This is a genomic window from Nocardia africana NBRC 100379 (genome assembly GCF_001612635.1).
Classification (GTDB): domain Bacteria; phylum Actinomycetota; class Actinomycetes; order Mycobacteriales; family Mycobacteriaceae; genus Nocardia; species Nocardia africana.
The window spans coordinates 201,319-219,901 of the sequence record NZ_BDAV01000007.1 but is presented as its reverse complement, the minus strand read 5'-3'; the positions used below and the strand labels follow the sequence as shown (position 1 = coordinate 219,901).

Here is an 18,583-nt window from a genome sequence, read left to right as displayed (position 1 = left end):
AGCTGAGATGGGACAGGACTGGAGCCGATGGCTCGACGAGACGTCCGACGCGGACGTCGCGGCGGGCTCGCGACCGCGTGGACGGGCGCCGGTGGTCCGGTTACGCAAGGGCCGGCGTGACGACGGCGAAGGCGGTGGCCTGCCGCGTCCGATCCTGGTCGTCGGCGGCTGCGGTGGAGCCGGAACCACCACCACCGCACTGGGACTCGCGGGTGAACTGGGCGCGGAGGCCGCAGCGGTGGCCGTCGACGCCACCGTGGCCGGGGGCGATCTGGCCTTGCGCGGCGCCGACGAACATCTGAGTCCGATCAGTCTGCAGCAGTGGCTGTACGGCCGCGGTGACGACGAACCGGCGCCCCTGAAGGAATGTCTCTCGCAGGCGAGTTCCGGTATCGGCCTGCTGTGGCGCGACGCCTCCCCGCTGCGCCGCCGCGCCACCTATCTGACAGTGGCCCGGGCCGTCGCCGACGCCGGCTACACCCCGGTGTACGACGGCGGCAGCCCGATCGCCGCCCGCCAGTTGCGGCCGCTGCTCGAGGACGCGGAAGTGGCTCTGGTGCTGTCGATTCCGGCGCGTGCCGACGCCGCCAACCGTTTGCGGGTCACGCTGGAATGGCTCGACGACGAATTCGGCGGTCACGCCGAGGGCCAGGGTGGCGGCATCGTGGGCGACACCACCATCGTGATCTCACATCAGTTGCCCGGCAACAACTCTCGGGTGGCCGATCATCTGCGCGAACATCTCACCGGCTGGGTGCGTGACATCCGCGAGATCCCCTACGACACCCACCTGGCGCGCGGAGAGCTGGTGCGCCACAACGCACTCGATGCCGAAACCCGGAGGGCGTACCGACGGCTGCTCAGCGGGATGGCATCATGACCGCGGCCATGAAGGAACCTCGCTCCTCCGAAAACCCGCCTGCGGCAGGCGTTGTCGCACCGGCGGAGTCTCGTCGCGCGCCCATCTGGGACCGCCCGGTGCCGGGCGCCGGACGGGCGCCACTGGTGTGGTTGCTGGGGGTGCACGGCGGCGCCGGAGCCAGTACCCTCGCGCATGTGCTTGCGCCTGCGGCGGATTCGCACCGGCGCTGGCCCGGTGTGTTCGAACGCGAATCACCCTTCGTGGTGCTGGTCGCCCGCGAGACCATCGCCGGGCTGACCCGCGCCCACGATCTGCTGCGCCAGCACCGGGCCGGCCTCGCCGGGCCCAGCGAGGTGCTGGGTCTGGTGACCGTGGCCGCGCGCCCGGGCCGCATCCCGGCCGAGATCCGGCGCTACCGCGATGTCGTCGGCGCGCTGGCCGGGGAGGTGTGGCAGATGCCCTGGATCGAGGAGTGGACGCTGGTCGAACCCGATCAGCTGCCGGTGTGGTCGCCGAGCGACCCGCCGCCACAGCAGCGCAAACGCAAACTCGATCCGCTGCAAGAAGTTCCGCACGAGGTGGACGCGCTGGGAATGAGCATCGTCGACCTGGTGCGGGAGACGGTCGGCGCCGGATCGCGACAGGAGGAGCAACGATGATCGTGCCCGGACGTTGTGCTGCCGCGACCTCGCCGACAGCTGTTACCGACGGTGTACCTCCGGTACCCGGCTTTGTATTCCGATCACCTATTGAGAAGGACGCTCGATGAGTACCATCCTGGCCGCTGTACACGAGACGTACGGCGTTGTTCTCGCTCAGGTCGGGAATCCGACACCCGAGACGCCGCCGGCCGCCGACAAGCTCATGAAACTGGTGCGCTACTTCACATGGTTCGTGCTGCTGTCGGGCATCCTGGGCATCACCTACGCCGGTGGCCGCTTCGCCTGGGAGAAGTGGACCGGCGGCGGGCTGGAGTCGCCGAAGATGGTGGCGGGCGCCATGATTGGCGGCATCGTCGCCACCAGTGCGGGCACGATCATGAACGCAGTCATCGGATCGTGAGGGGCGCCGCGATCGTGCTGGCCTACAAGCAGATGCCCGCGGACGTGATCGAACCGATCATGCAGCTGATCAACTGGTTACTGTGGTGCGTGCTGTTGCTGTGCCTGGCCTGGATGATCATCTCCGCGGGCCGGCTGTGGTCGGCGATGCGCGACGATATGGCCGTCAACGACGCCTCGCACGGCATCGTGATGAGCCTGATCGGCGCCATCGTGGCCAGTTCGGCAAGTGCGATCGCATTGACCCTGCTTCCTGCGTGAGCCGGTGACAGATTTCCGTATGCACGCCGACGACACCACGGCGACAACCACATTCGACGACACGACATCCGACGACGACCCGCGACGGGAGGTGACGGTATGAGCAACAAGGACACCTACGACGAGCGCAGCGGCATCTCCTTCGGTGTCATCGTCTCCGCGGCCGTGATCGCCCTGATCGTGGTCGTCGGCGTCTTCGTCTACGTCGGCCGCGACACCTCCTCTTCCGATGCCCGGAAAGCGGATCCGGCGCCCTCGCCCGTCGCGGGCTCGGGCGCGACCGGATTCGCCGAACCCGATACGGACCTGTTCCATCGCCGCGTCGATATTCCCAACAACCCTGCGGGACAACCACTTCCGCAGAACCCCGCACAGCAGCACGCCTCGTCGGATCCGGACTGGCTGACCGCGGCACCCGCCGGCACCACCGAACCCTGTGGCTGGCAGCGGGTCTACGGCGCCTCGGTGCCGTTCTCCACCAGCGACGGTCCGACCCGGATCGACGACAAGGGACTGGCCGTCGGCTATTCCCACACACCGCAGGGGGCGGCATTGGCGGCGGCGCAGATCACCTATCGGCTCAACGCGCGGCCCGGCGACCGGGATCTGTACGTGCGCCAGGTGCGGGTCTCGGCCCAGCAGGTCGCGGCCTACGACAAGGCACGGGGTGACGGCAAACTGCCCGATCAGCAGCCGGCGCGGATCACCAAGTACCTGGTCGCACCCGACGCGTTCCAGATCGAGAACTATGCCGACGATATGGCGATCGTGCGGCTCGCCGCCCGCGGGCCGGTCAACGACGGCAAACAGATGTGGGCGGCGATCCGGCTGGTCATGGTGTGGGACAACGGGGATTGGCGGCTCAAACCCACCGACACCAGAGCCACGCCGAGCGAATACGTCGACACCCTGCAGGGGTGGACCCGATGGTGAGCACAGCGATTTCGAGAAAGGCACGAGAGTCAGCCGATGGTCCGGATCGATTCCCTGCGACGCATCGAGGAGTGGATCTCATGGTGAGGCGCATCGTCACGATCTTCGCGGTCGTGTTCACCGTCATGATCGCGACCCCGACGGTGGCTTACGGGCAGACCTACGGATTCGACCCGACCTGCAACGAGATCCACGACGATCTCGACGGTCTGGGCCTGCCCGGCATATCGCTCGGCGACGCCGCCTCCGCGGCGTGCAAGGCCGGCAACGCCGCCACCCATCCCGGTGACGCCGCGAACGCGGTGAAGGACAAGGCGTGGGATTCCACCTTCGGCAAGGTGGTCGACTCGTTGATGAACGGCCTGGGCGAGGCGCTGATCCTGGCGCTGACCTTCTGGATGAAGGTGCCCAACGATCGCATCAGCGACGGCGGAGCGCTGTTCCAGAAGATCAACGACTACACCTATCAAGCGCAGATCCTGCTGCTGATCGTGTCGGTGATCCTGTCCGGCGCCAGACTCGCCGAAGCCAGACGCGGCGCGGCACTGAGCGAGGCCGCGGAATCGTTCCGGATGTTCGCCCGGGTGATCTTCAGTTCCTGGATGCTGGGTGCCGTGGTGGTGGCGGGAACACAGGCCTCGGACCGCTTCTCGCAGTGGGTGATCGAGGACGCCACCAACGGCAACGCCCGCAGCCTCGCCGAGTTGATGGTGAAAACCTCCAAGCTGCAAGCTTTTTCGCCCGGCCTGGTGCTGATCATCGCGATCGTCGGCCTGCTCGGTGCACTGGCGCAGATCGTGCTGGCCATCGTGCGTCAGGGCATGCTGGTGGTGGCCGCGGGCGTGCTGCCGCTGGCCGCGGCGGCGTCGGGCACCAGTACCGGACGACAGGCCTATCCCAAGCTGATCGGCTGGATCATCGCGTTCATGCTGTGGAAACCGGTGGCCGCGATCGTGTACATGATCGCCTTCGTCACCGCCGGTGACACCAACTCGACGACACCGACCTCGGGTCTGCCCGACGCCGACCAGGCGCAGCGGATGCTGGTCGCGATCGTGCTGCTGTGCAGTGTCGCCTTCGTCCTGCCCGCGCTGATGCGGCTGGTCACCCCGGCGGTGGCGATCGTCGGCAGCGGCGGTTCGGGTTTGGCCGCCACCGGTGGTGTGCTGCTGGGTGCGGCCGCTTTGGGCGCGGTCGGCACGAAGGCGGTCGGCGTGCGCACGCAGGCGGCGGCGGGAGCGCCCGGATATGTGGGCCGCAACGGAGGCCAGCGTCCGCCCGGCGGCACCGGTCGCGGCGGCAGTCCCCGGCCGGTTCCCCCGCGCGGACCGCGCCCGGGCGGCGGTGGCGGGGGGCAGCAGGCGCCCGCGAGTCCACGCGCACCCGGCGGCGCGGCGGCGGTATCCTCCGGCGCGTCGCGAGTCATGAACAACATCGCGACGGCCCGGGCCGCGGGCGCGCATCTCAACCGCGCCGACGAAGCCATGGGCGATATCGCCGGTGACCGCTGGGCCAACCGCGCACCCGACCTCGGCAGGAGCACCATTCCGCGATGACGACGACCGACACCTACGAGCGCCGCTCGTACGGGCTGTGGCAGAAGCCCCGCAGCGCAGGCCTTTTCGGGTTGCGCTGGGGGGAAACGGTACTCGGCTTCGTCGTCGTCATCACCGCCCTGATGACGGCGCTGGTCGCCGGGCCGAAACCGGCGCTGTTCGTCGCGATCATCGGTGTGGTCGTGATGGTTCCACTGGTGTGGCGGACGGGGGGCCGCTCCGGTTACGAGACGGGATTGATGATGTTCCATTGGTTGCGCGGCCGCAGCAAGGGCGAGCACGTCTATCGCGGCGGCCGGTTCTCCCGCATTCCCGGCGGTGTCGCGCGCCTGCCCGGACTGATGGCGCCCTCGCGGCTGTACGAGGGGATCGATGCCGGCGGCTACAGCTTCGGCATGATCCATCTGCCGCAGTTCGCGCAGTACACGGTCGTGCTGCGGGCCTGGCCGCAAGGACACGAGGCGGTCGACCAGCCGGTGATCGATCGGTGGGTGGCCGCCTGGGGAACCTTCCTGGCCTCGCTCGGCCAGACCTCCGACATCGTCGCGGTGGTTCCGGTGATCGATACCGTGCCGGAGACCGGAAACCGTTTGCTCACCGAGGTTTCCACCATCACCCGGCCGGAATCGCCGGCGCTGGCACAGCAGGTGATGTACGAGCTGGCGACCGAACTGCCGCAGGAGCGGGTGCAATTGCTGCCCCGGGTGGCGATCACGTTCAAGGCCACCACCGCCGAACGACGCAAGAATCCGGCCGAGGAGGCCGTCGAAATCGGCCGCCGGCTGCCGGGGATCTGCGCGGCACTGGCCGAAGCCGGCGTGCGGGCGCAGCCGATGTCGGCCGACGAGGTGATCTCGTTCATCCGCCGCAGCTACGACCCGGCCGCGCAGGCCGATCTGGAAGTGGCCGCCGGTGAGGTCGGCGGGCACGGGCTGGACTGGGCCGACGCGGGGCCGATCTCGCACGAGGAACGCTGGGATCAGTTCATCCACGACGGCGGCCGCTCGGTCACCTGGGAGATGGACGCCGCACCCGAGGGCGCGGTCGACGAGCGGGTGCTGCAGCGACTGCTGGCACCGAATCCGGAGGTGCCGCGCAAGCGGATCGCGATCGTCTACCGTCCGCATTCGGCCGCCGACGCCGCCGAGATCGTGGACGACGACTACAAGAACGCGCTGGTCGCGCAGCAGAGCGAGCGGGGCGTGGTCTCCGCCTCGGCGACGCTGCGGGTGGGCGCCACCCAGCAGGCGCGCGAGGAACAGGCGCGCGGTCACGGCGTGACCCGTTTCGGTGCGCTCGTCACCATCACCGAACCGCTGCGCGGTGATCTGCCGCGGATCGAAGCCATTACCCGCGACCTGTCCACACAGGCCCGGTTGAAGATCCGGCGTTGCTACCGCTACCAGGCGGCGGCCTTCGCGGCCTCACTCGGCTGCGGGGTGATCCTGCCGGAACACGCGAGTATTCCCAAGGCATTGGCGGGGTGAGCGCAGATGGCAGGTGAGCACGAGCCACCGGTCCGCTACCGGGGCGAACCACCGCGTTACAGCGAACGGGTGGTGGATCCGGAGAACCCGGTCCAGGCCCGGCCGCGCACGCGGGCCGGCCACGACGACGAGTGGGGCATCGAGGCCTACGCGCCCGGCCTGCCCCGCTCGGAATACGGTGGCGCACCTGCCGATTGGGACGACGTACCGCTGCGGCCGGCGCGTCGGCGAGCACGCCGCGAGGAGGGCGAGCGCACCCGCCCGGACACCGCCGCGCCGGACGAACGCGGAGGGCGGGCGACGGGGCACTCGCGCACCGGTGCCGGCGTCGACGGTCCGGGGCGCACCCGAGGTGGCGTGGCTCCCGGGCGCGAGACCGAGCGTCGCCCAGCGCCCGAACCGGGTGCGGGCCACAGCGCGCGCTCCGCGCGGAATGCCGAATACGATGCGCCGCAACGTCGTTCGGGCGGCGAGCCGGTCTCCGGCGAGCGCGGCTCGGGCAGTCCGCGGCGACGCGGTGACGATGCGGCGAGGCCCGGATCTACCGCGGGCGAGGGTGCGATGAGGCGGGCCGGGTCGGAGCCGGGCCGTCGTCGTCCGGCCGACGGCGATCGCGACGGATCGGCCGGGCGCGACGAGATCCGTCGCGGGACCGGCGATACGGCCGGGGCCCGCAGCCGTGCGGGCGGCGATGCGATCGAGTCCGATCGGCACCGAGGCGGCCGCCCGACATCGGAGTCGGCGCGTAACCGGTCCTACGGTGGCCAGGACATCGAACGGTCGAGCACCCAGCCGCGCCGCGATACCGGATCGGACGGTCACCCGGCACCGCGAACGACGTCGTCGGAGAACGACGAGACGGGCAACGACATCGCGACGACCGGTACGGCGACGCCGCGAGCCGATGACCGGATCACGCGTGCGGAGGACAGCGCAGCACGCGAAAGCCATGGCGCCGACCCCGATACGGATACGCGGGCCGCAGCGAGCGGCCCTCGACAGCGGGGGACCGGTACGGCCGCGGACTCCGAGCGGGACGAGACCGCGGCCGGAGCGCCTCTGCCGTCGTCCGATGACGCGGACTCGCCGGCCACCACGCGCCCGGTGCCGGGCCACGACTCACCGGACCAGGGTGCGGATCTCGTGGACGGTGACCGCGCCGCCCGAGCCGAAGAGGCCGAGCGGGGCCGCGCGGCCGGTGACGTCTCCGCGGACAGTGCCGAATCCGTGCGCTCCCGCGCGAGCCGTCGAGCCGATGCGGCCGGTGTCTCCGCTGACGACCGGATCGCGGCCGGCGATGATGCGGCGCACGACAATTCGGCCGGTGCCCGCACCCGGCGCCGGGTGGGCGGGCCGGAGGACCGGTCCGACGATCGAGAGAATTCCTATGCGCATGGCACCCCGCAATCGGCCGAGCTGCCGGCCGGATTCGACCAGGTATCGCCCGAGACGCGCGGAGGGCGCTACATGACCGGCGACTACGAGCCGGCGCCGCGGCGGAGTACGCGGACCGAATACAGTTCCGGGTCGTCGCGCCGGCGGACGGAAGCGCCGGCTCGCCGCTCCGGCCGGGGCCAGCGCACGCTCCGTGATCGCAACGGCTCGAAAATGGCATCCTACGAACAGCTTTCGCGAGCCGCACGGGCCGACGCCGAAGCGGGCAAGCGGCGGGATCGGCGCAGTAAACCGGTCAAGAAGAAGAATCAGGGCCCGCCCCTGCTCGACGATGCGGCCCGGGCGCGGCTGGAGGCGGTGGCCCGCGAGGGCGCCGGATTGCGCGCCGCCTGGGCGGCGTTCCGGATTCGCACCGACGACCTGCGCCGCGTCAATGCCGCGGCCCGCATCGAAGCGGTCGTCGACGACGGATTCGACCGCGGCACGGCGCAATTGACCGATCGCGGGTATATCGGCCCCGGCGGTGGCCGGATGAACGTGGTGGGCCGCCCGGTCGAATACCGGGCCACCACCGCGCAGGTCGCCGGACTGTGGCCGTGGTCGGTGGGCGCCGGTGCCCCGCTGATCGGCACCCCGCTCGGATCGCATCTGCACACCGGCGCGCCGGTGTGCTTCGACCCCATGAACTGGTTCATGCGCGGCAGCTTCATCACCGCGCCGAGCCTGTTCGTGCTGGGGCTCAACGGTTTCGGCAAGTCCTCGCTGGTGCGCCGCATCGTGCTCGGTGGTGTCGCGCAGGGCATCACGCCGCTGATCCTGGCCGATGTGAAACCGGACTACCGCAAGCTGGTGGAGATGGTCGGTGGCCAGGTCATCGATCTCGGCTACGGACACGGCAAGCTGAATCCGCTCGCCGGTGGTGTCCTCGGCTCGATCGTGCCGCTGCTGGACGACCTTCCCGCCCTGCAGTTGCAGGTGACACAGGAACTGCGGGCCCGGCAGGTCACGTTGATCGCCGGTTTGGTGGAACTCGTGCGTGGCGCCCGGGTGCGCGACTACGAGGAGACGTTGATCTCCACGGCGCTGCGCATCCTGTACCGCGAGGGCAGCGGCTTCGCGCCGGAATCGCCGCCGATCATGGAAGATCTGCTCGAGGTGGTGGTCGGTGGCGGCCAGGAGCTGATGCTCGATGCCGGCGCCGACAACGCCGAGGAATACCACGAGGCCACCAAGGGTTTGCGGCGGTCGCTGCGCGCACTGACCCAGGGACCGTTCGGCGCGGTCTTCAACGGTCAGACCACGACCCCGATCGACACCTCCTCGGTGGCGGTCTGCATCGACGTCTCGCACATCCCGACCGGGGACAAGAAGCTCAAAGCCGGTGTGATGCTGGCCTGCTGGGCCGACGGCTTCGCCTCGGTGGAGGCCGCGCACGTGCTGGCCGACGGCAAACTGGGACCGCAGCGGTACTTCCAGGTGGTCATGGACGAGCTGTGGCAGGTGCTGGGGCTGGGCGACTTCATGGTCGACCGCGTCGACGAACTGACCCGGCTGCAGCGCGGCATGGCGACCTCGCTGATCATGATCAGCCACACCATCAAGGACCTGCAATCGCTCGGATCCGAGGCCGCGATCGCCAAGGCGCTGGGCTTCCTGGAACGCGCGCGCGCCAAGATCTTCGGCGCCCTGCCGCCGGAGGAGATCAGCCGCCTGGACTCGACGATCCCGTTCACCTCCGCCGAGGAGGAGATGGTCACCAGCTGGTCGGCCCCGCAGGCGCTCACCGGCGAGGCGCTCAAACCGGGCCAGGCCCGCCCGCCCGCGCCCGGCACCGGAAAGTTCCTGCTCAAGATCGGTGAGGATCGCCGCCCCGGCATCCCGTTCCATATGGAGTTCACCGTGTCGGAAAAAGAGAGCGGAATCCACGAGACCAACCAGCGTTTCAGCGAATTCACCGAATCCACGGCCCGGCGGGGCGACGAGGGGAGTGCCGCGTGATGCCGCACAGGTCATACCGAAGAGTGTCGCCGCAGGTGCGGAAGGCGGCGGTGGAACAGGTCGTCGCGCTGACCGACAAACTGCGCAGCGAGTCGGAGGCCTGCCGGGTCGTCGCCGAACAGATCGGCGTGCACACCAATTCGGTGCGCAACTGGGTGCGGGCCGCGGAGGGACCCAGCCTGGAACGGATGGACGCGGTGGCCCTGCGCCGCAAAGTGGCGCTGCTGCAACAACAATTGGCGGCCGCGGCGGAGATGAATCGCACCCTGGTGGAAACCCTGAACGAAACCCGCCGCGCGACATGACGGGTGCGCGGTGAACGCGAAAACCCTCACCGCCCTCGTCCTCGGCGGTGTCGTATCTCTGATCACCCTCGTGGTGGTGATCGTGCTGCCCTCCTCGGAGGATCCGTGCGCCGATCAGCCGACCGCGCCCGGTTCCGGCCTGTCGGACACCTCGGGTGCGCCGTGGGCGGCGCGGGCGCCGGAGTCGGGCTCCACCACACCGACCGCGTCGACGGACCCGCGCGGCTCCACCTCGGCTACCACCAGCGTCGCTGATATCCCTGCCGCACAGGCGAATCCGAGTGTGACGGGCGCGCCGTCGCCGGCGGCGGGTATCGCGCCGATCCGGCGCACCTGGCCGCTGCCGGCCGGATCCTTCACCGTGTCGGACACGTTCGGCGCCCGTGGCGGCACCCATATGGGTGTGGATCTGGCCGCACCGGACGGCACCCCGGAGTTCGCGGTGGCGGATGGCGTCGTCGTCGCCGCCGGTCCCGCCTCGGGCTTCGGCAACTGGATCGTGATCGACTCCGTCGACGTCAACGGCCGCCCCTTCTCCGCCGTCTACGGCCACGAATGGGCCAGCGGAGTGAAGGTACGGGTGGGGCAGCGGGTGAAGGCCGGACAGGAGATCGGCGCGGTCGGATCGGCGGGCGAATCCAGTGGCCCGCACCTGCATTTCGAGATCGTGCCCGGCGGGCGCCTGACGGGCGGGCATCAGATCGACCCGCTGCCGTGGCTCGACGGCGCGTTGACACCCAGCGGCGGTGGCGCCTTCCCGTATTCGGCGAACCCGCTGTGCAGCCGCGGATTCGGCAGCGCGGGCGGTGCGCTCGCCGACGGCAAGGTGCCGCCGGAGCTCGAAATCTGGTATCGCCGGGCGGGTTCGCTGTGCCCGGAGATCACCGCCTCGGTGCTGGCCGCGCAGGGCCGTCAGGAATCCGGATTCCAGCGCGGGCTCACCTCGCCCGCCGGCGCCGAGGGGCTGGCCCAGTTCCTGCCCACCACGGCCCGGGCCACCGATCCGGACGACGGGCGGCCGTATCTGCTCGACGCGGACGGCAACGGGCAGGCCAGCCTGTGGGACGACGGCGATGCGATCATCGCCCAGGGGCGCTACATGTGTTCGATCGCCCATCAGGTCGAGCGGTGGATCGGCGAAGGCAAGGTGCACGGCGATGTGGTGCCGCTGTCGCTGGCGGCCTACAACGCCGGCGAGGGTGCGGTCCTCGCCTCGGGCGGGATGCCCAATCAGGTGGCCGCGCACTACTCCGAAACCCGGCCCTATGTCACGAATATCCTCGCCATGGAGGCGCAGTACCGGGCGCCCGGATCGATGGGCCGATTCCAGCCCGGTCACGGTTCGGCGGGCGCCGATATCCTCGCCGCGGCCCAGCAGTGGATGGGCACTCCGTACGTGTGGGGTGGCGGTGGCCCGCAGGGGCCGACCGGCGGCGGCCTGGACGGTCCCGGGCTGACCTCGGCCGCGGTGTTCGCGGCGTCGTCGGGCGCGAAGACGTTGCCGCAGACCGCCGAACAGCAGTGGGAGGCAGGGGTCGAGGTGTCGATGCGCAATGCGCAGCCGGGCGATCTGGTGTTCTCCCGCTTCGGGGTGCGCGGGCCGGCCGAGGTCGGCATCTACGCCGGCAACGGCCGGATGATCCGCTCCACCGACCCCTCGGGTGTGAGCGAGGCGCCCGTCCCCGGCGACGCGCGGTTACGGAGGGTGTTGTGACGGAACGACGATCGGGACACGCCGAGGTCACCGGGCCGCCGGGAGTCGCCGGGCCCGGACCGGGACCGATAACCTGGAGACAGCGTCCGGAGTTCCGGGCGCCGGGCCGCCGACCTACGGCACGGGCCGTCTATGCGAACCTGGTGGTGATGCTGATGGTGAGCGTCGCACTGCTGTCCGGCTGCGCGGGCGGGGCCGAACATGCCGAACCACCGGCGGCCACGTCGACTCCCCGCCAGCTCGAGGCCGCCCCGGCACCGGATCCCGGCACCCCCGACGGTGTCGCCGTCGCCGCGCTGCGCGAGATCTTCACCTGGTATCCGGCCACCGAGACGCAGGGGGCCTCGCTCTCCCGGGCCCGGAAGTGGCTGGGTCCCAGCCTGCTTCGCACACTCGACGCACCGCCGGGTGACGAGACTCCGAAACCGACACTGCGCTGGGCCGAATGGGGCCGTGCGGGCGTGCGTGTGGAAGCCTTCACCTTCGCCTCCGGCGAACAGGCGCCCGGTAACGGCGATTCGGACCACCAGCAGTTCAAGATCGGTATCGAGCAGACCGCCGTGCACCCCGACGGTACCCGCGAGACGCTACCCCCCACGACGGTGATCGCTACCGTCGTCCGCACCCCCGACGGCTGGCGGCTCGACGGATTCCGTTGAGCCGCAGCCACATACCCGGTCACCCCAGGAGGCGAGATGGCGAAGAAGGTGAAGGACCCGGCTGTTCCGGGCCCGGACCTCGCCCTGTATCTGATCTACATCGGTTTCGCGGTGGTCGGCACCCTCTGGGGCGCACTGCATCTGGGCAACAAGCTGTCGACGGTGCCTCAGGACGTACCGATCAATCCGATCGCCTGCATCGCGATGATCGCCCGGGGACAGCTGACGTGGCCGACCGCCTCCACGGTGATCGTGCTGCTCGTCGTGCTCGTCGTCGTCGGCCTGGTATTCGTGCGGCGGGAGATGAAAAGGCGCCGCAGCCGCGGAAAGCTGCCCGTCGACGACAAGGCCCAGTACATGGGTAGCGGCGGGGCGATCGCGGCACTCACCGAGGCCGGGGTGCGGGAGAAGGCCCGGCAGTTGGGCGTGCGGCTCGGCTACGAGGATTCGCCCGGCGTGCCGATCGGCGTCGGGGTGGTCGACGGGGTGATGCTGTTCGGCTCCTACGAGGATCTGCATCTCGACATCTGGGGCCCGCGCCAGGGTAAGACCTCCGCGCGGGTCATTCCGGCGATCCTGTCGGCGATCGGCCCGGTGCTGGTGACCTCCAACAAGCGCGATGTGGTCGACGCGACCCGAGATGTGCGGGAGGGCAAGGGTTCTCGCACGTTCGTCTTCGACCCGCAGGGTGTCGCGGGCGAAGAGCACGCCCTCTGGTACTGGGATCCGCTGGGCTGGGTGGACGCCCGGCACGAAGGATGTGAGATGCGAGCGGCACGGCTCGCAGGTCACTTCGCCGACGCCGACGACGGTGGCGAGGGTACCCCTGACAGCTTCTTCGACCCGGAGGCCGAAGATCTGCTCGCGGGTATGTTCCTCGCTGCCGCCGTAGCCAACCGGCCGATCACGCAGGTATGGGACTGGGTGACGGATCCGAGTGACACCGAATCTGTTCAGTTGCTGCGCGCCGCCGGGCACCATTACGTGGCCTCGGGTCTGGCGCAGCAGTACAACGCCTCCGAACGGGTCCGGGACAGCATCTTCGGTACGGCGAAGAAGATGGTTCGCTGCCTGAAGTTGTCGAACGTGCATCAATGGGTGACGCCGGGCGCCGATCGCTACGCGTTCGACGAATGGGACTTCCTGAACCGCAACGGAACCCTGTACTGCCTGTCACTGGAGGGACGCGGTTCTGCCGGCCCGCTGGTCAGTGCCCTCACCGAAGCGGTCGTCGACGTCGCGATGCGTAAGGCGACCCATGAACACATGGGCCGGCTCTCCATTCCGCTGCTCGCGGTGCTCGACGAGGCGGCCAACATCGTGCGCTGGAAGGATCTGCCGAAGCAGTACAGCCACTTCGGTTCTCGCGGCATCGTCGTGATGACCGTCCTGCAGTCGTGGGCGCAGGGCGTGCGGTGCTGGGGTCAGGCCGGTATGGAGGCGCTGTGGGCGGCGGCCAATATCAAGGTCCTCGGCCCCGGCGTCGACGACATGGCATTCCTGGCCGCCCGTTCGGAGGCGATCGGCGACTACGACTCCATCTCGTCGTCGGTCTCGGAATCCAAAGGCGGCAAGAGTTATTCGCGTTCGCTCGGATCGTCGCGCACCCTCAACCCGAACGCACTGGCCACCCTGCCGCGTGGGCGCGCCGTGGTGTTCTCCTCGGGTGCGCCGGCGGTGCTCGTGCGCACCGTGCCGTGGTGGGAAGGGGAGTACGCTGCCGAGGTGCGCAAGTCGATCGAACAGCATGATCCGCAGCGTCGCACCACCATGAGCGATCTCGTGGGCGAGCGAACCGTCCTCGACGGCGGATCGATGCCCGGTGAGCCGCCCGCCACCTACGGACAGCCCGAGGAGGTTCGCCCGCTGTGAACGACCAGCCCCAGGACATGATCTACTCGAACGTGGTCGAGTTCGTGGAGAACTATCTCAGCCTCGTCTATCGGCGTCAGGTCACCGACCTCACCGATACCGTGTGGTGCCCCGAATGGTGGAAGCACGCCGAGGCGGCGATGCGACTCGAAGCTCTGTGGCGCGCATGGGAATACCTGCGCCAGGACCCGCAGACCGGGATGAGCGTGTGGTTCCTCGACCACGCCGACCCGCATATGGGGCGGCTGTTCGATCCGCGCGGGCCGTTCAAGTACTGCAGCGTGCGCAACGGCCACAAGGATATGCTCAGCCCCCTTCCGCTCACCCCGCCGCAGCAGGGCATGTTCGGCGAACCCAGCAAGGCCGACCCGAACAAGGGCTGATCGGCCACCCGTTCCCGCGACAGTGACCACACCCGGAAACGACTGTGCCGCCACCCTTTCCGGGGCGGCGGCACAGTCGTGAGCGGATCGGTCAGCGAGAACGGTCGCGGTTGCGTTCGCGTTCGCGCATCCGCTCGTCGTGTTCGCGCGCCCGGGTGACCCGCGGCGGTTCCTCCGGCCGGGTGCGGACCGCGGCCTGCGGCGGCTGCGCCTGACTGACGTCCATGAGCATGCGCACGGCCGCCAGTTCCGGCGCCACCCCCACGCGGGACAGATGAGCGGCCAAGGCCTGCCGGCGTTCGGGCGAGTCGTAGCGGGTCAGTTCGCGTTCACGCGCCTTCTGCCGCTCGGCGGCGCGGGCGCCGCGCGCCATCCGGGAGTGTTCGAGGCGGTCCTTCTCCAGTGAGATACCCCGTTCCAGGGCGGGCCGCTCGAGCATCCGGGCCAATTCCAGGTTGCGCGGATCCTTCGCCTTGGCTTCGCGAGCCTCGCGCAGCAGCCGCTCCCGGGTCTCCTTGACCCGCTCCTGGGTGACCTTCACACGCGCTTCGGCTTCTCGCTGACCACGTTCGCGGGTGCGCAGTGCGACAAGTGTCGCGAGCTGCAACATTTGCCTCATCAAAGCCGCTGTCTCGCGGCCGATGTCGTCGAGTTCCTCGGCCATTGCCTGCTCCCCGATGCTGCAGTTGTCTCTGTGGACGATTGTGGTGCTTCGTATCGGACTCCGCCACACGAACGGTCGATCCGCGGTGACGGCGCCCCACCTTCAGCGCTGTCCGTTCTATGAGGTTACCAGCGCGGAGCAGGGCAGCCTAACCCCGGATCCGGTCCATCGCAGGCGGATCCGGGCCCGCGCCGGGGATCAGCTCAGCTGCATCGTCTTCACGGTGACCGGCTGCTTCGGCGCGCCGTCGCCGGTCGACGGGTCCTCCACGCCGTCCTTGGCAATGGCGTCGAGGGTCTTCAGCCCCGCCTCGTCGACGGTGCCGAAGATGGTGTACTGCGGCGGCAACTGGGAATCGCCGTAGACGAGGAAGAACTGGCTGCCGTTGGTGTCGGGGCCACTATTGGCCATCGCCACCACGCCGCGCTTGTACTGCACCGGGACCCGCTGCGCATTGGGGTCGCCGGGCGCGAATTGGTCGGTCGGGTATTCGTTGGGGAAGGCGTAACCCGGCCCGCCGTTGCCCTGACCGCTCGGATCGCCGCACTGCAGCACCTTCAGGCCCTCGCCGGTGGTCAGGCGGTGGCAGGGGGTGCCGTCGTAGAACTTCTGCTGCACCAGGCTGACGAAACTGTTGACGGTGCAGGGCGATTCACCCGCGTTGAGCGAAATGCCGATCGGCCCCCGGTTGGTGTCGACGGCGACCTTCGGCGAGTCCGCGGTCGAGACCTCGGTCTGCTCGGGCTTGTGCACCGGCTTGGCGGCTTGGCCCCCCTCGGTGTAGGCGCAGCTCACCGTCGCCGTCTTGGGCTTGGCCTCCGGCGGAGGAGCGGCCTGCGGCGTGGACGAGAGCGAGGCGTCGGGCGTCTTGGCCGCCGCGTTCGGGGTGTCGTCGCCGCGGGTCAGGTAGTAGATCCCGACGCCGGCCGCGACGACCACGACCACACCGAGCGCCGATCCGGCGATCGCCAGCTGCTTACGCTTGCGCGCACGCTGCGCCTGTCGCTCCAGTCGGCGTTCCAGCTTGCGCTTGGCCGCCGCTCGTCGCTGTTCGTTGGTCGGCACTACCCGGTCCTCCCGTGTCGGTTGCGTATCGGCATAAGAGTGTGCCATCACTTCCTGAGACGACCCCTAACTTCCCCGGATCCTTGCGTACAATCGCGCAGCTCGACCCGGTGCCGGGCGAACCGGTTGGACTTGCCGCATCCGAGTGGGGGAAACTGGACCATTGTGACCAAGACCAGCAGCTTCACCGCCCCGAAAGGGATTCCGGATTATGTGCCGCCCGCGTCGGCGGAGTTCGTCGCCGTACGAGACGGGCTCGTGCACGCCGCGCGACTGGCCGGATACGGACATGTGGAGTTGCCGATCTTCGAGGACACCGCGCTGTTCGCCCGCGGCGTGGGCGAATCGACCGATGTGGTCACCAAGGAGATGTACACCTTCGCCGACCGCGGCGAACGCAGTGTGACCCTGCGGCCGGAAGGCACGGCCGGGGTCATGCGGGCGGTGATCGAACACGGCCTCGACCGCGGTCAGCTGCCGGTCAAGCTGTGCTATTCCGGCCCGTTCTTCCGCTACGAGCGGCCGCAGGCCGGACGCTACCGGCAGTTGCAGCAGGTGGGGGTGGAGGCGATCGGTGTCGACGATCCGGCGCTGGACGCCGAGGTCATCGCGATCGCCGACGCGGGCTTCCGGTCGCTGGGGCTCGAGGGCTTCCGGCTCGAGATCACCTCGCTCGGCGACGAGACCTGCCGGCCGCAGTATCGGGAACTGCTCCAGGAGTTCCTGTTCGCACTGCCGCTGGACGAGGAGACCCGCCGCCGCGCCGAGATCAACCCGCTGCGGGTGCTCGACGACAAGCGCAAGGAGGTCCGCGCCCTGACCGCCGACGCGCCGCTGATGCTCGACCACCTCTCCGACTCCGCGAAGGCTCACTTCGAGCAGGTGCTGGGCCACCTGGACGCGCTGGGCGTGCCGTACGTGGTCAACCCGCGGATGGTGCGCGGCCTGGACTACTACACCAAGACCACTTTCGAATTCGTCCACGACGGCCTGGGCGCGCAGTCGGGTATCGGCGGCGGCGGCCGCTACGACGGGTTGATGGCGGAACTGGGCGGCCAGCCGCTGTCCGGGATCGGGTTCGGGCTCGGCGTCGACCGCACCATGCTGGCGTTGCAAGCCGAGGGGAAGGCCGCGGGCCAACCCGCGCGGGTCGATGTGTTCGGGGTGCCGCTGGGGGAGGCGGCGATGGCCCGGCTGGTCGTCCTCGCGGCCGAACTGCGCGCGGCCGGGATCCGGGTCGACCTGGCCTACGGCGGGCGCGGCGTGAAGGGCGCGATGAAGGCCGCCGACCGGTCCGGTGCGGCGTTCGCGCTGGTCCTCGGCGACCGGGACCTGGCCGACGAGCAGGTGGGCCTGAAGGACCTCGGCTCCGGTGAGCAGCGCCAGGTCCCGCTCGCCGAGGTGGTGGCGCAGGTGTCGGCGGCGCTGGGCGCGCAGCGGTAGTACGGTCCGAGCATGTCTGGAACACCGTGGCGCGCGTCGATTTCCGGTCCGCGCCCCGTCCGGCCCGGCGTGTGCGGATGAGCGCGGCCTCGTGAACGACGCGAATTCCGCGGCGCCGCAGCCGGTCGGCCTCGATCTCATCGCTCCGGAGCTGTACGCGCCGATGCTGCGGCGGCTGGCGCTGGGCGCCATCGGTGCGGGTGTCGTCGTCGGCGTGGTGGTCGGGCTGATCGTGGGCTGGCCGGCCGGTGTGGTGGTCGGCGGGGTGCTCGGCGCGCCGACGGCGATCTACGCGCTGGCGGTCCGGCGACGGCGAATGTGGTTGTCGGGCACCGTGATCGAGGCTCGGACACTGGCCGGGCGGCGGCGGCTCGACGTCGCCGCGGCGACGGGTGTCGAGGTGCTCGTGTACCCGGGACGGCTGAGCCGGATCGCGCTGCGGATCACCGCCGGCGGCCGGACCCAGACCGTGCCGCTGGCGATGTACACCGACGCCGGCAGCGGCCGCGAACTGCACATCCTGGGGTTGCGGACGCTCGCCGACGCGCTCTCCTCCGCGGAGCTGGCCGCCGCGCTGGCACTGTCCGGATTGCTGGTCGGGCAGTTGCGGGCCGAGGCCCGTGACGCCGGACTGGAGGAGCGGCCGCTGTATCGAGCGGTGCAGCTGGTGCGGGCGCGCGACATCGTGCAGCCGGTGCGGCTGAGCGACAGTGATATCGCCACGCTGAGCCGCGACATCGCCTCCTGATCGCCGTTCGGGATGAATCGGACATACTTCGACGCTCGGGGAGCGTCCACGAACATGTGCGGTCACGGTTGCGTAACGGGGTCGCGAATGGGTACAGGAAGTATGTTTCGGCATCCGTCCCGGTGGGCAACCTTTCGGCTTACTTCATCGGCCAGGGTTCTGGGCACTTGGCCAGGT

General features: G+C 69.7%; 17 protein-coding genes. 15 read left to right on the top strand and 2 right to left on the bottom strand.

The features are described from left to right. The first annotated feature begins 7 nt into the window (after positions 1-7). The 13 genes from NA3_RS12770 to NA3_RS12710 all read left to right on the top strand — a co-directional run bounded on the left by NA3_RS12770 (position 8) and on the right by NA3_RS12710 (position 14,486). Positions 8-880 (top strand): hypothetical protein, encoded by an 873-nt coding sequence (locus tag NA3_RS12770; RefSeq protein WP_062963809.1) that lies wholly within the window; start codon positions 8-10, stop codon positions 878-880. After that, entirely contained in the window at positions 877-1,521 is a 645-nt protein-coding gene (locus tag NA3_RS12765) for a P-loop NTPase family protein (protein WP_062963808.1), read from the top strand. The genes NA3_RS12770 and NA3_RS12765 overlap by 4 nt, the downstream gene beginning before the upstream one ends. A gap of 106 nt (positions 1,522-1,627) precedes the next feature. Then, on the top strand, positions 1,628-1,924 hold the full coding sequence (locus NA3_RS12760; RefSeq protein WP_030513931.1) for a hypothetical protein: 297 nt from the start codon (positions 1,628-1,630) through the stop codon (positions 1,922-1,924). Then, positions 1,921-2,184 carry a hypothetical protein gene (locus NA3_RS12755; RefSeq protein ID WP_306304678.1) on the top strand — a complete coding sequence of 88 codons (264 nt, stop codon included), beginning with the start codon at positions 1,921-1,923 and terminating at the stop codon, positions 2,182-2,184. Before NA3_RS12760 ends, NA3_RS12755 begins: the two co-directional genes overlap by 4 nt. 99 nt (positions 2,185-2,283) lie before the next feature. After that, the gene (locus NA3_RS12750; RefSeq protein WP_062963807.1) at positions 2,284-3,117 is read left to right on the top strand and encodes a DUF8175 domain-containg protein; all 834 of its coding nucleotides are present in this window, start codon (positions 2,284-2,286) and stop codon (positions 3,115-3,117) included. Positions 3,118-3,197: 80 nt separating this feature from the next. Continuing rightward, positions 3,198-4,673, top strand: coding sequence for a hypothetical protein (locus tag NA3_RS12745; RefSeq protein ID WP_062964016.1), 1,476 nt, complete (start codon positions 3,198-3,200; stop codon positions 4,671-4,673). Continuing rightward, positions 4,670-6,160: an SCO6880 family protein gene (locus tag NA3_RS12740; RefSeq protein ID WP_062963806.1), complete on the top strand. Its 1,491-nt coding sequence runs from the start codon at positions 4,670-4,672 to the stop codon at positions 6,158-6,160. Before NA3_RS12745 ends, NA3_RS12740 begins: the two co-directional genes overlap by 4 nt. Before the next feature lie 6 nt (positions 6,161-6,166). Continuing rightward, positions 6,167-9,553 (top strand): hypothetical protein, encoded by a 3,387-nt coding sequence (locus NA3_RS38570; RefSeq protein ID WP_227995113.1) that lies wholly within the window; start codon positions 6,167-6,169, stop codon positions 9,551-9,553. Positions 9,554-9,588: 35 nt separating this feature from the next. Continuing rightward, positions 9,589-9,858, top strand: coding sequence for a transposase (locus NA3_RS12730; RefSeq protein WP_227463133.1), 270 nt, complete (start codon positions 9,589-9,591; stop codon positions 9,856-9,858). Positions 9,859-9,868: 10 nt separating this feature from the next. Continuing rightward, positions 9,869-11,572, top strand: a complete 1,704-nt coding sequence (locus NA3_RS12725) for a peptidoglycan DD-metalloendopeptidase family protein (protein ID WP_062963805.1) — start codon at positions 9,869-9,871, stop codon at positions 11,570-11,572. Then, positions 11,569-12,231 (top strand): hypothetical protein, encoded by a 663-nt coding sequence (locus tag NA3_RS12720; RefSeq protein ID WP_227995115.1) that lies wholly within the window; start codon positions 11,569-11,571, stop codon positions 12,229-12,231. The genes NA3_RS12725 and NA3_RS12720 overlap by 4 nt, the downstream gene beginning before the upstream one ends. A gap of 36 nt (positions 12,232-12,267) precedes the next feature. After that, on the top strand, positions 12,268-14,103 hold the full coding sequence (locus NA3_RS12715; RefSeq protein ID WP_062963803.1) for a type IV secretory system conjugative DNA transfer family protein: 1,836 nt from the start codon (positions 12,268-12,270) through the stop codon (positions 14,101-14,103). Beyond that, positions 14,100-14,486 carry a DUF4913 domain-containing protein gene (locus NA3_RS12710; protein ID WP_227463134.1) on the top strand — a complete coding sequence of 129 codons (387 nt, stop codon included), beginning with the start codon at positions 14,100-14,102 and terminating at the stop codon, positions 14,484-14,486. The genes NA3_RS12715 and NA3_RS12710 overlap by 4 nt, the downstream gene beginning before the upstream one ends. Before the next feature lie 91 nt (positions 14,487-14,577). On the opposite strand, the gene NA3_RS12705 is transcribed toward NA3_RS12710, so the two are convergent. Both NA3_RS12705 and NA3_RS12700 read right to left on the bottom strand, forming a co-directional pair. Then, entirely contained in the window at positions 14,578-15,150 is a 573-nt protein-coding gene (locus NA3_RS12705; protein ID WP_062963802.1) for a hypothetical protein, read from the bottom strand. Between the two features lie 198 nt (positions 15,151-15,348). Next, positions 15,349-16,215 carry a peptidylprolyl isomerase gene (locus NA3_RS12700; RefSeq protein ID WP_062963801.1) on the bottom strand — a complete coding sequence of 289 codons (867 nt, stop codon included), beginning with the start codon at positions 16,213-16,215 and terminating at the stop codon, positions 15,349-15,351. Positions 16,216-16,380: 165 nt separating this feature from the next. On the opposite strand from NA3_RS12700, the gene hisS reads away from it, so the two are divergent. Both hisS and NA3_RS12690 read left to right on the top strand, forming a co-directional pair. After that, positions 16,381-17,658 carry a histidine--tRNA ligase gene (gene hisS, locus NA3_RS12695; protein WP_062963800.1) on the top strand — a complete coding sequence of 426 codons (1,278 nt, stop codon included), beginning with the start codon at positions 16,381-16,383 and terminating at the stop codon, positions 17,656-17,658. Between the two features lie 91 nt (positions 17,659-17,749). Next, positions 17,750-18,406: a hypothetical protein gene (locus NA3_RS12690; protein ID WP_062963799.1), complete on the top strand. Its 657-nt coding sequence runs from the start codon at positions 17,750-17,752 to the stop codon at positions 18,404-18,406. Positions 18,407-18,583 lie beyond the last annotated feature (177 nt).

Coding starts and splice junctions, on each gene's coding strand:
- NA3_RS12770 (WP_062963809.1), top strand. CDS start 8: ATGGGACAGGACTGGAGCCGATGGCTCGACGAGACGTCCGACGCGGAC.
- NA3_RS12765 (WP_062963808.1), top strand. CDS start 877: ATGACCGCGGCCATGAAGGAACCTCGCTCCTCCGAAAACCCGCCTGCG.
- NA3_RS12760 (WP_030513931.1), top strand. CDS start 1,628: ATGAGTACCATCCTGGCCGCTGTACACGAGACGTACGGCGTTGTTCTC.
- NA3_RS12750 (WP_062963807.1), top strand. CDS start 2,284: ATGAGCAACAAGGACACCTACGACGAGCGCAGCGGCATCTCCTTCGGT.
- NA3_RS12745 (WP_062964016.1), top strand. CDS start 3,198: ATGGTGAGGCGCATCGTCACGATCTTCGCGGTCGTGTTCACCGTCATG.
- NA3_RS12740 (WP_062963806.1), top strand. CDS start 4,670: ATGACGACGACCGACACCTACGAGCGCCGCTCGTACGGGCTGTGGCAG.
- NA3_RS38570 (WP_227995113.1), top strand. CDS start 6,167: ATGGCAGGTGAGCACGAGCCACCGGTCCGCTACCGGGGCGAACCACCG.
- NA3_RS12715 (WP_062963803.1), top strand. CDS start 12,268: ATGGCGAAGAAGGTGAAGGACCCGGCTGTTCCGGGCCCGGACCTCGCC.
- NA3_RS12705 (WP_062963802.1), bottom strand. CDS start 15,150: ATGGCCGAGGAACTCGACGACATCGGCCGCGAGACAGCGGCTTTGATG.